General features: G+C 64.3%; 9 protein-coding genes. 3 read left to right on the top strand and 6 right to left on the bottom strand.

Going from position 1 to position 12212, the window contains the following annotated elements; translation table 11 throughout:
* Window positions 1-16: 16 nt before the first annotated feature.
* From FBY33_RS02595 to FBY33_RS02580, 4 genes are all read right to left on the bottom strand, one after another.
* Window positions 17-826 carry an amino acid ABC transporter ATP-binding protein gene (locus FBY33_RS02595; protein ID WP_142029171.1) on the bottom strand — a complete coding sequence of 270 codons (810 nt, stop codon included), beginning with the start codon at window positions 824-826 and terminating at the stop codon, window positions 17-19.
* Window positions 823-1740: an amino acid ABC transporter permease gene (locus FBY33_RS02590; RefSeq protein ID WP_235010384.1), complete on the bottom strand. Its 918-nt coding sequence runs from the start codon at window positions 1738-1740 to the stop codon at window positions 823-825. The genes FBY33_RS02595 and FBY33_RS02590 overlap by 4 nt, the downstream gene beginning before the upstream one ends.
* An 80-nt stretch (window positions 1741-1820) precedes the next feature.
* Window positions 1821-2762: an ABC transporter substrate-binding protein gene (locus FBY33_RS02585; RefSeq protein ID WP_142029169.1), complete on the bottom strand. Its 942-nt coding sequence runs from the start codon at window positions 2760-2762 to the stop codon at window positions 1821-1823.
* Window positions 2763-2785: 23 nt separating this feature from the next.
* The gene (locus FBY33_RS02580) at window positions 2786-3652 is read right to left on the bottom strand and encodes a hypothetical protein (protein ID WP_142029168.1); all 867 of its coding nucleotides are present in this window, start codon (window positions 3650-3652) and stop codon (window positions 2786-2788) included.
* 104 nt (window positions 3653-3756) lie between these two features.
* On the opposite strand from FBY33_RS02580, the gene FBY33_RS02575 reads away from it, so the two are divergent.
* From FBY33_RS02575 to FBY33_RS02565, 3 genes are all read left to right on the top strand, one after another.
* The gene (locus FBY33_RS02575) at window positions 3757-5355 is read left to right on the top strand and encodes a PucR family transcriptional regulator (protein WP_142029167.1); all 1599 of its coding nucleotides are present in this window, start codon (window positions 3757-3759) and stop codon (window positions 5353-5355) included.
* A 216-nt stretch (window positions 5356-5571) separates the two neighbouring features.
* Complete coding sequence (locus FBY33_RS02570) at window positions 5572-7320, top strand: ABC transporter ATP-binding protein (RefSeq protein WP_142029166.1); 1749 nt, start codon at window positions 5572-5574, stop codon at window positions 7318-7320.
* Window positions 7317-9344: an ABC transporter ATP-binding protein gene (locus FBY33_RS02565; protein ID WP_142029165.1), complete on the top strand. Its 2028-nt coding sequence runs from the start codon at window positions 7317-7319 to the stop codon at window positions 9342-9344. Before FBY33_RS02570 ends, FBY33_RS02565 begins: the two co-directional genes overlap by 4 nt.
* Before the next feature lie 145 nt (window positions 9345-9489).
* Here FBY33_RS02565 and FBY33_RS02560 read toward each other — a convergent pair whose 3' ends face one another.
* Window positions 9490-10581, bottom strand: coding sequence for a type I restriction endonuclease (locus tag FBY33_RS02560; RefSeq protein ID WP_142029164.1), 1092 nt, complete (start codon window positions 10579-10581; stop codon window positions 9490-9492).
* A 244-nt stretch (window positions 10582-10825) separates the two neighbouring features.
* The gene (locus FBY33_RS02555; RefSeq protein ID WP_142029163.1) at window positions 10826-12202 is read right to left on the bottom strand and encodes an MFS transporter; all 1377 of its coding nucleotides are present in this window, start codon (window positions 12200-12202) and stop codon (window positions 10826-10828) included.
* Window positions 12203-12212: the final 10 nt, after the last annotated feature.

Genomic DNA, 12212 nt, shown 5'->3' with positions numbered 1-12212 from the left:
GAGGGACGAAGCGGGACTACATCACGCTTTCGAGGAAGGAGATGGTCCGGGGGTTTTGCGGGTTGTCCAGCACGTCTTCGGGGGCACCGGACTCCACCACCACGCCGCCGTCCATGAACACCACGCTGTCGCCGGCCCCGCGCGCGAAGCCGATCTCGTGGGTGACAACGATCATGGTCATGCCGTCCGCTGCCAGGGTGCGCATGACGTCCAGGACGTCTCCCACCAGCTCGGGGTCAAGGGCGCTGGTTGGCTCGTCGAACAGGAGCAGCTGGGGATCCATGGCCAGCGCGCGGGCGATGGCGACGCGCTGCTGCTGCCCGCCCGAAAGCTGTGCGGGATAGGCGTTGGCCAGGTGGGCCAGCCCCACCCTGTCCAGCAGTTCCATCCCGCGCCTCACGGCCTCCGTCTTGGGGACCCTTTTGACTCCCACCGGGGCGGCCCAGATGTTCTCAAGGGCACTCATGTGGGGGAAGAGGTTGAAGCGCTGGAACACCATGCCGATGCCGCGGCGCTGCCTGGCAACCTCGCGGGGGCTCATCTCGAAGATCCTGTCCCGGCGCTGCGAGTACCCGATCAGGTCACCGCCAACGGAGATCCGGCCGCCGTCGATCCTTTCCAGGTGGTTGATGCACCGGAGGAAGGTGGACTTGCCTGACCCGGAGGGGCCAAGGAGGCACATGACCTCCCCGCTGTTGACGGTCAGGGAGATGCCTTTGAGGACCTCGACGCCGCCGTAGTGCTTCCGCACGTTGCTGGCCACGAGGAGCGGCTGCGCGGCGGGGCGTTGGTCAGGATGCCTGGGGGAGGCCAGTGCCTCGGTCATGACTGGTGTCCTTTCGGTGCTTTCGGGGCCATTGCCGGGCCGGTTGGCTGCTTGCCGAGCATGGCCCTGATCCTGGCAAGCGGAGTGGGAGCCTGCTGCCGGGCGTTGCCGCGGCCGTAGTGGCGTTCCAGGTAGTACTGGGGAACGGACAATGCGGAGGTGAGGAAGAGGTACCAGCAACTGACAACAATGAGGAGTTCCACCTGGCGCAGGTTCTGGGAAGAGATCTGGGTGGCCACGGTGTAGAGCTCGAGCACGGCGATGACGGAGAGCAGGGACGTGTTTTTGAGCATCGAGATGGTCTCATTGCCCATCGGCGGGATGATGACCCGCATGGCCTGGGGCAGGACCACCCGGAACAGGGTGAAGGCCGGGGACATTCCCAGGGAAGAGGCTGCTTCGTGCTGGCCGGCGTCGACAGAGAGCATTCCGCCGCGGATGATTTCCGCGGAATAGGCGGCCTGGTTCAGGGTCATGGCCAGCAGGCCGGCCGTGAAGGCGGGGACCAGGGTGTTCGTGTCCATGGAGAAGACGGTGAAGTCCGTAAAGGGAATGCCCAGCGAGATTTGTGAATAGAGCAGGCCCAGATAACCCCAAAAGACCACTTGGATCAGCAGGGGGGTGCCCCGGAAGACCCAGACGTAGAACCAGGCGAAGGCGTTCATGACGGGATTTTTGGACAGGCGCATCACTGCGAGGAACACGCCCAGGACCGTGGACACCACCATGGATACAACGGTGAGGACAATCGTCAGGCCCACGCCCCCGAGGATCCGGGGATGGAACAGAAAGGTGCCAATGGTGCCGTGGTCGATGTTCGGGTTGGTCCACAGCGACGACGCCAGCGCGGCAGCGGTTAAGGCGAGCAGCGCCGCTCCCACCCAGCGCCAGGGGTGCCGGAGCGGAACGGCCACGACGTCGTCCTGGCCGCCTCCGGTCGCAGGCGCGGTTCCGGGGGCAGCAGTTTGCCGGCGGGGGGTTGTGACCGCGGGGTTCATGGCTTGGTACCGCCCAGGTTCAGTCCTGTTTCCTTGACGGTGTAGTCGGAAAGGTTGTATTTGGCCAGGATCTGGTCGTAAGTGCCGTCGGCGATGAGCGACTGGAGGGCAGCGAGCAACGCTTTCGAGAGTTCCGCGTCCTTCTTGAGCACGCCGATGCCGGTGTAGACCGGGTTGTATCCGGCCGGGTTGGCAGGGTCCTTGACCAGGTCGAAGATCCTGCCGCCGCCCGCGGTCGTGGCGGCGTAGGCTGCCGCTGCCGAATCGACGACGTCGGCGGCGGCTTTTCCTGAACGGACGGCAGTTTGGACGTCAGTCTCCAATGGGAGTTCGGAAATCCTGATCGGTTGGGATCCCTTGTCCAGGCACTGCTGCTCGTAGGTCCGGAGGATTTCGGCCTGGACGGTGGCCTTCTGCACGGCGACGTCCTTGTCGCAGAGGTCCAGGACGGCGGTGATGTTTCCGGGATTGCCTTCGGGCACCAGGATCGAGAAGCCTGCGTGGAAGTAGTCCACGAAATCCAGGGTCTCCTGGCGCTTGGACGTATCGTTCATCCCGGACATGATGATGTCGTTCTTGCCCGATTGCAGCGAAGGAATAATGCTGTCGAACGCCTGGGTCCGGAGCTCCAGCCGCACGCCGAGCTTGGCTCCGAGGGCCTGGGCAAGGTCGTAGTCGAGGCCCGTGAGCTGCTGGTTATCGTCGAACATCTCCATGGGTGGATAGGGAATGTCGGAGGCGACGTTGATGACGCCTGCGCTCTTGTAGCGATCGGGAAGGGCGGCAGCGGCCGCGGGGTCCACGGCGCCTCCCGAAAAGGTGTTGGCGTTGCCGGCAGGTGTTGTGCCTGCCGAGCAGGCTGCCAGGCCTGTGGCCAGGGCGACGCCGGCGGCCAGGACGGCTGTGCGGGCGGTTACAGCACGGGGTGTGATGCGCATACGTACTCCTTTTGGGGGTGGGGTTAGGCCTGGTCTGGGGCGGTCAGCCGGTACCAGCCGCCGCGTGTGACGCCGGATGCCTGGCGGCCGGAGGCGAAAGCGGCTTCGAAGATCTCCCGGAGGAGTACGCGCCACTGGGCAGCGGCGCCGGGGTCCGAGCTGCGGAGTGCCACGATGTCTCCCGGAGCGCGGCACCACAGGGCTCCACCCGATTCCAGGAGGACAGGCAGCGAGTCGGGACCGTATTCGAGAACGCCGGCCAGGTGGGCAGGCGGGAGTTCGATTTCCGCCTGGATCCCGAGCCCCGCGTCCAGGGTCCGTTGCGAGGTCAGGGGCCATACCGCTACGAGGCGGTCGCTTTCGTCGTTGGCGTTGATGTCATCCTGCATCTCGCCGTAGAAGTTGCGGGCATACTCTGATGCGTACGCTCCAAGCTTGGTGAGGTTGAAGCGGGCATTCCGGCTGACCAGCGGGTCAAAGGTCCAGGTCATGGTGTCGATGCCGCGGGCCAGGGACCAGGCCCGCTGGTGTTGTTTGAGGGCGAAACCAACGCCCTTGTCGCCGGTGCCGGGAAGCACGCCGGCAATCAGCGAGTAGGTGGACCGCCCGCCGGGGGAGACGATGCCCACCGCTGCTCCGCACAGTTGCCCTGACTGGTTGTAGGCGGCGGATACATTGCAGCCGGCGTGGGAAATGCTGCGCAAGAGGTCGAAGGGGATGGGTGCTCCGTGCGGGGACATGCCCCAGATGGCAATGAGCAGTGCCTCCACGTCGCGGAGCCGGTCGCGGTCGTGTTCATCCACCACCAGGACACCGGCCCTGGATGCTGCTGCGGTTGCTGATTCTGCGGCCTGGACGGCGCCCGGGCCGGCATCAAGAGTAAGTGACATGCGTCAACTATCTGCTGTGCCGGCTGGCTACAGCTTCGGTGTCTCCAACGAAGCTTGGCGCACTTTGTTGTGTTCCAGCACTAGAGGTGGAAGGCTTTGGCGTCATGAGCGAGACCACTCACCTCAACGACGGCATCCACCTGGCCGACCTGCTGCGGTTGCTTGAGAACACGGGACTGGTCCTGCTTTCAAGGGCGGTGCCGCCCAGGTTGTCTCTGGTGAGTCCGTCGCTCTATGACCCGTTCATCCCGCTTGAAGGGCTGCGGGGAGGTATTTTGCTCGGGATCGGGCGGCACCCCGCGGACCCGGGCACTGCCGGCGTGATCCGGGATGCGGCGGAGGCCGGCTTTGCGGCCGTGGTGCTCAAGAAACTCCGCCAGGACATCGAACCCCTTGCAGAGGTGGCGGACCATGCCGGGATTGCCCTCCTGGTGGTGGACGACGAAGTGGGCTGGCGCCACCTGAATGCGCTGCTGGATTCTGCCCTCAACGCCTCGGCAGATGCCGGCAACCCCATCCAACCGCTGGGAGTGGGGGACCTTTTCGCGCTGGCAAATGCCATCGCGGCGATGGTGGGCGGGGCAACCACCATCGAGAACCTGCAGGAACAGGTGCTGGCGTACTCCACGCTTGAGGACCAGCCCATCGATGAGGACCGGCGCCGGGGAATCCTTGGCCGGCAGGTTCCGTACCTGCCCGAGAACGCGGGCCAGTACGCGTCGGTGTTCCGTTCCTCCGGGGCAGTCCGGATCGAAGGCGTCCGGCCCGCCATGGACAGGATGGCGATAGCGGTCCGGGCAGGTAAGGAGCCGTTGGGGTCAATCTGGGTTGTTGATGTGCATGGAGATCTGGACGGAGATGCCGAACAGGCCTTGGAGCGCGCCGCGGATATCGCAGCGCTCCACATGCTCCGCGCCCGCAACAGCCATGATCTAGCACGCCAGCAGCGGGCGGAACTCCTCCGCAGGCTGCTCGAAGGAGGTGACGACGCCATCCTGGTGGCAGAACAGCTGGGGCTGCGGCACTCCGGCCCCTTCGCCGTCGTCGCTTTCCAGCCGGAGGTTGGCCAGGCAGCCGAGACCACACTGGTCCGCGTTGTGGACCTGGTGACCACGCAGTGCGAAGCCCACGGCCAGGGTGCCCAGTGCGTTCAGGTCGGCCCCACCATCTATGCAATCTTCCCGGCGGCAGCCACGTCATCCCTGGGCTCAATCGCAACCCTTGTCCGGCGGCTCAACGATCGGGCGAGAGCCTCGCTCGGGGTTGAGCTGCGGGCCGCGGCAGGTCCCGCCGTCGACACCGTCTCAGACATCAGCCGTTCACGGCACGACGCTGACCTTGTCCTGCTCATGCTCTCCTCGGATGGGTCGCGGGGAACGTACGCCAGCGCCGGGGAGGTCCGCAGCCGCCTCACCCTCCTGGAGCTGGCCGCGACGTTCCGTGCGGCACCGCACCTTCTGTCCGCTGCCGCACGGAAAATCAGACAGTACGACGCCGATTTCGGCACCGGATATGCCCTGACGCTGCGGACATACCTCGACTGCTCCCGCGATTCCGCAAGGACGGCGGCAGCCTTGTCCCTGCACCAGAACACACTCCGGTACCGCCTCAAGCGCCTGCGCGACCTCTTCGGCGTGGATCTGGACCAGCCTGAGGACACGCTGGTGCTATGGCTGGGCCTGCACGTGCTCGAACTGAACTAGCTGGGCGAGCCGGCCGGAGAGAACGCGCGATATGTGCATTCCGGCAGTCACTGAAGGGCAGACTTGCCTGCAAACGGGCGCTGCAGGCATCATAACTACGCCTTCCGTGAACCGTCCCAATTTCCCTCCAGAAGCAGTGATCGTTCGCAGTTTCCGGACGTACACTGACCTTCGCACCACACGTTTGTGGACACTCCGTCAGGTTGGAGCCCGGCCTTGCTCTGGAAGTTGCTCGTCGAATACCTGCGGCCGCACCGGCCGCTGCTCGCCGCCGTCGTGGTTTTCCAGCTGGCGCAGTCCATCGCGTCGCTGTACCTGCCCACGCTGAACGCGGACATCATTGACCAGGGTGTGGCCAGGGGCGATACCGGTTACATCATGTCCACGGGCAGTTTCATGCTGCTCATCACGCTGGCCCAGATCGTCTGCGCCGTCATCGCCGTGTACTTCGGCGCCAAGGCCGCCATGGGGCTGGGCCGGGACCTGCGCGGCGACATCTTCGAACGCGTGGGCCAGTTCTCCGAGCAGGAAGTCACCCGCTTCGGCGCTCCCAGCCTGATCACCAGGTCCACCAATGACGTCCAGCAGGTCCAGCAGCTGGTGCTGATGTCCGCCACACTCATGGTCGCCGCGCCCATGCTCAGCATCGGCGGGGTGATCATGGCCATCCGGCAGGACGCCCAGTTGTCCTGGCTCATTGCCGTGTGCGTCCCGGTGCTGCTGATCGCCGTCGGCCTGATCGTCACGCGCATGGTGCCGCTGTTCCGCAAGATGCAGGCCCGGATCGACACCGTGAACCGCGTCCTGCGCGAGCAGCTCACCGGCATCCGCGTGGTGCGGGCATTCGTGCGCGAGGACATGGAAACGGCCCGCTTCGCCCGCGCCAACACCGACGTCACGGACGTTGCCCTGCGCGCCGGCCGCCTGATGGCCCTCATGTTCCCGGTGGTCATGCTGGTCCTGAACGTCTCCAGCGTGGCGGTGATCTGGTTCGGGTCGTTCCGGATCGAGGACGGGTCCATGCAGGTGGGCACCCTGATCGCGTTCCTGAGCTACCTGATGCAGATCCTGATGTCCGTCATGATGGCCACCTTCATGGCGGTCATGATCCCGCGCGCCTCGGTGTCCGCGGACCGGATCGGCGAGGTGCTGGGCACCGAGTCCAGCGTGCGGCCGCCCGAGAAGCCGGTCACCAGCGCGGCCATGGCAGGCAGGCAGCGGCGCGGCGAGCTGGAAATGCGCGACGTCGGATTCGCCTACCCTGGTGCCGACCAGCCGGTCCTTTCCGGGATCAGCTTCACCGCCAAGGCAGGACAGACGACGGCGATCATCGGCAGCACCGGGTCCGGCAAGACCACCCTGGTGAACCTGATGCCGCGGCTTTTCGACGTCACCTCCGGGGCGGTGCTGATCGACGGCGTGGACATCCGCGAGCTGGACCCGGACCTGCTGTGGGGGCACATCGGCCTGGTGCCGCAGCGGCCCTACCTGTTCTCCGGCACCGTGCGCAGCAACCTGCTGTACGGCAACCCGGACGCCACCGAGGACGAGTTGTGGACGGCGCTGGAGATCGCCCAGGCCCGCGACTTCGTGGAGCAGATGGAGGAAGGGCTGGACGCGGCCATCTCGCAGGGCGGCACCAACGTTTCCGGCGGGCAACGGCAGCGGCTGGCCATCGCACGGGCCCTGGTGAAGCGGCCCGAGCTCTACATTTTTGACGATTCGTTCTCGTCCCTGGACACGGGCACCGACGCCAGGCTGCGCCAGGCCCTGAAGCGCAGCACCGCCGGCGCCACGCTGGTGATCATCGCCCAGCGCGTGTCCAGCATCGTGGATGCGGACCGGATCTTAGTGCTCGACGACGGCAGGATCGTTGCGCACGGAACGCACCATGAGTTGCTGGAGACGTCCGAGACGTACCGCGAGATTGTCTCGTCCCAGCTGGCAGCGGAGGAGACGGTATGAGCCCGGAACCCACGCGCGAGGCCGGCACCAAGGCCGGGCCTGCGTCCAAAACTGCAAGTGCCGACGTCGTACGCATTCCCCGCCCGGCCGGTGGACCGGGAAGGGGCGGCCCGTTTGCCGGGATGAATGTCCCGGCCGAGAAGGCGATGAACTTCAAAGGCTCGGCCAAGCGGCTGCTGGCCACGCTGCGGCCGGAGCGTGCGTGGCTGATCCTGGTGCTGTTCATGGCCGTGGCGGGCGTGGTGCTGCAGGTGATCGGGCCGCGGCTGCTGGGCGAGGGCACCAACCTGATTTTCGCCGGGGCGGTGTCCAAGCAGCTGCCGCCGGGCGTGACGCAGGCGCAGCTGATCGCGCAGCTGCGGGCGGCGGGGGAGAACCAGAACGCGGACATGCTCAGCGCCATGACGCTGACGCCAGGGACGGGGATCGATTTCGGCGCGTTGGCCAGCGTGCTGACGTGGGCGCTGGTGCTGTATGTGCTCGGGTCGGCGTTCATGTGGGGGACGGCGTATGTGCTGAACGGCGTGGTGCAGCGGACCGTGTTCGGGCTGCGCGAGAAGATTGAGGCGAAGATCAATCGGCTGCCGCTGCGGTATTTCGACTCGATCCAGCGCGGCGAGCTGCTCAGCCGAGTCACCAACGATGTGGACAACATTTCGCAGAGCCTGCAGCAGTCCATCAGCCAGGCGGTGACGTCGGTGCTGACGGTGCTGGGCGTGCTGGTGATGATGTTCATCCTGTCGCCCACGCTGGCGCTGATAGCGCTGGTGACCATTCCGCTGACGCTGGGCATCACTGCGCTGATTGCCAAGCGCTCGCAGAAGCTGTTCGTGCAGCAGTGGAAGAACACGGGCGAGCTGAACGGGCAGATCGAGGAGACCTACACGGGGCATGCGCTGGTGAAGGTGTTCGGCCGGCAGCGCGAGGTGGGGGAGCGGTTCCGGCAGAAGAACGTTGAGCTGTATGAGGCGAGCTTCGGCGCGCAGTTTATTTCCGGGCTGATCATGCCCGCGATGACGTTCATCGGGAACCTGGTGTACGTGGGGATTGCCGTGGTGGGCGGCCTGCAGGTGGCGTCCGGGGCGATGCAGCTGGGCGACGTGCAGGCATTCATCCAGTACTCGCGGCAGTTCACCCAGCCACTGGCGCAGCTGGGGTCCATGGCCAACCTGCTGCAGTCCGGCGTGGCGTCCGCCGAGCGGGTGTTCGAGCTGCTGGACACGGAGGAGCAGTCGGCGGATCCTGTGGGGGCCTCCCTGCAGAGCCCGGACGGTGCGGCGCGGGGGCGGCTGGTGTTTGAGGATGTGTCGTTCTCTTATTCACCGGACAAGCCCCTGATTAGTGGGTTGTCGCTGGTGGCGGAGCCGGGGCAGACTGTGGCGATTGTTGGGCCGACGGGGGCGGGCAAGACCACGCTGGTGAACCTGATGATGCGGTTCTATGAGCTGGATGCCGGGCGGATCACTTTGGATGGCGTGGACATCACCACCATGACCCGGAACGACCTGCGCTCACGGATGGGGATGGTGCTGCAGGATACGTGGCTGTTCGGCGGGACCATCCGGGACAACATCGCGTACGGGCGGCCTACTGCTTCTTCGGACGAGATTCTGGAGGCGGCAACGGCTACCTATGTGGACCGGTTCGTGAAGTCCTTGCCCGAGGGGTACGACACGGTGCTGGACGACGAGGGCGCCAACGTGTCCGCTGGTGAGAAGCAGCTGCTGACCATTGCCCGGGCGTTCCTGGCCCGGCCCTCTGTTTTGATCCTTGACGAGGCGACGTCTTCGGTGGACACCCGGACCGAGGTGCTGGTGCAGAAGGCCATGAGTGCTTTGCGGTCCGACCGGACGTCATTCGTCATTGCGCACCGGCTGTCCACGATCCGCGACGCCGACCTCATCCTGGTGATGGAGAACGGCCAGATCGTGGAGCAGGGGACGCACGGTTCACTGCTGGCCGCCGGTGGCGCTTACGCGCGGCTGTACGAGGCCCAATTCGCGGCGCCGGTGGCGGAGGTTTGAGCCGGGCTGCGAGGTGGAGTCGAATTCCAAGTTGCCAATTTCAACTGAACTGGCACGGCGGATACATCCAACGGCCACTTATGTCCCGAGGAGATGAAGGCTTTGGCGCTGGTGGGTACGGGGCCGGGTGGCCCCCCGCGAAAGATCAGAGGTAGCTTTTTACGGTCGCCCGCAGTGCTTCCGTGTGCTCGTAGATCTCCTCAAGGGAATTGATAGGTACCCGAGTCTCTTCCTTGCTGTCATCGAAGATGCCGATGTATTTCTGCGTTCGGTTAAAGTGCAGCCGTGCAATGGGCTTGCGGTTGTTGTCGTCCAGGAGCACAGCAAAATAGGACTTGGCATCACGCTGGGCCACGCGTGCCGGTTTGACCTCGCTGCAGACAATGGCGCGCACGATTTGGTAGCCCTCGATTTCCTCAAGCGTGGTCTCCAGGCCATCGGCTTCGGCAAGATCGGCTTCGGCTACCGGGGCGCTGGTGACCGCCAAGGGTGCGGCTGTGTCCTCGGTTTGCGGAAATCCAGGATTGCCCAAAGCTTTCTTCAGCCGCTCGTTCACTTGGTCATTGAGGAATTGTTTTGTGGCCTTTCCGACCAGCGTTGTGAACTGCTCCCGCACTCTTTGTGTGTACGGCCCGGAATAAACCCTGGCTGTCAGAAACTTGACCCATTCATCTTCAGGCTCCTTGAACTGTGCAGCCAGGGTTCGCTTCAGCTCGCCGATGTATTTCAGTTCGCCGGCGGCGCTGATGATTGAGTCCAGGTCGAAAACGTCCTTGGACAGCTTCTGCAGTTCAGGGATAAGTGACTGGTCGATGTCGTTCAAATCCAGTACCAGGAAAGGCTTGACATCCATGCGGTTTGCTGCGTCGAGGTCGGTAAAGAACTGGTAAATCTCGCCGTTAGTAAGGATCGCGATCCGTGCATTGGTGACGGCAAAGTAGCGGAACAGTTGCGAGGCGTGCTCGATCTTCACGGGCTCCGTGGACTTCTTGCACTCAATCAGGATCTGCACTTCGCCGTCCTTAACGATGGCGTAGTCGATCTTCTCACCCTTCTTGAGCCCCACGTCGGCGATGAATTCCGGGACAACCTCCAGAGGATTGAATACGTCGTAGCCGAGAATTGTCGAAATGAACGGCATCACGAAGGCATTCTTGGTTGCCTCTTCTGTCTGGATTGCACCCCGCTGCTGACGCACCTTTGCCGCCAAGGCTGAAAGTTTCTCCGCGAATTCCATGTCCTACCCCCAGTAAGTTCCCTGTAACCGGACACCACCACGTGCCCGTCAGCAGTTTCAAAGCTGGTGTTGCAAAACTTACATCCGGGGAGCGGCATTCACACGCGACCCGCTAATGGCTGCCGTCATGTTGCATTCGTTCCAATGAAGACCGCCCGACAAGGCGGTGGAATTGAACCCCCGTCCCGCACAAACGAGAGCGGACGACGCCGGGTGTCCACCCGCCGTCGTCCGCTCCGTGGGCCTAGAAGGCGTCGGCCTCCGCATTAAGGTCCCGGCCCCTCGTTTCCGGAGCGAAGAAGCCGGCCGCAATGCCAATCGCGGCATAAGCCATGAGGATTGCGGCAACCGGTATCCAGCCCGGCCCAGCCGCAGCAACGACGGTGGCGGCGAGGATGGGGCCCAGGCCGCCGGACAGGACGGCGCCGATTTCCTTGACAGTGGTCATGAAGGAAAAGCGGCGTTTGGAACCGAACATCTCCACCAGCCAGGTTGACTCAACGCCATACAAGTTGGGCAGCGGGCCGCCAACGAAGATGACGAAGACCAGGGCCACAAGCACGGGGTTGCGTGTTTCGATCATCAGCATCGCGGGGATCGTGAAGGCGAACTGGAACCCGGAGAGCCAGAGCCATACCTTGCGCCGACCGAACCGGTCAGTGAGCTTTCCGGTCAGCAGGACCGTGAGCACGCCCAAAACGGAGCCAAGCGTGACGCCGGCAGTCACCAGGTTTGCATCCATTTTCACCACCGACACCGTCCAGCCGATGAGGAAGCCCTTCACGAGGTAGACCGAACCGTTTTCGCCGAGTTTGATGCCCAGTGAGACGAGGAAGGCCTTCTTGGAATCCGCAACGTCACGCCAGACGCTTTGTTGCTTGGCCTCCAGCCGCGCCGCCGCACGCCGCGCCTTGATCACCTCGAAAACCGGTGATTCGCTCACGCTGCGCCGAAGGTACAGCGCCACGAGGGTGGTACCGACACTCAGCAGGAAGGGAAGGCGCCAGCCCCACGCGAGGAATTCCTCCTTCGGCATCTGCGAGAGCAGCAGCCACAGTCCGCTCGCCAGGAGCACACCGGTCGCCGTTCCCAGTGCCACCACGGCCCCATAGAAACCGCGCTTGCCGGAAGGGGCGGATTCCACCAGCAGCAGCGAGGCCCCGGAGAGTTCGGCGCCCGCGCCGAAACCCTGGATTAGCCGCAAGAGCACCAGGAGGATTGGAGCGACTACCCCGATCTGGGCAAATGTGGGCAACAGCCCCATTCCCAGGGTGGCGATCCCCATCATCCCTACGGTGATGACCAGGACTGATTTCCGCCCGTATTTGTCGCCAAGGTAGCCGAAGTAGATCCCGCCCAGTGGCCGGACGAGGAACCCGGAACCAAAGGCGGCAAAGCTGGCCAGCAGCGCCATTGCCGGATCCGTGTTGGGGAAGAAGAGCGGCCCGAAGACCAGCGCCGCCGCCAGGGTATAAAGCGTGAAGTCCATGTATTCCAGGGCAGAACCAAGGAAGGACGAAATGGAGGTGCGACGCAGTTCAGCCGGCGTCACCTCCAGCTCCGCTGCCACGCCCTCCGGGTCAGCGGTGGCGTATTTCAGGTTTGGGTTATCGTTGACCATTAAGTTTCTC

Source organism: Arthrobacter sp. SLBN-112 (assembly GCF_006715225.1).
GTDB lineage: Bacteria > Actinomycetota > Actinomycetes > Actinomycetales > Micrococcaceae > Arthrobacter.
This window is presented reverse-complemented; position numbering and strand designations above follow the sequence as displayed.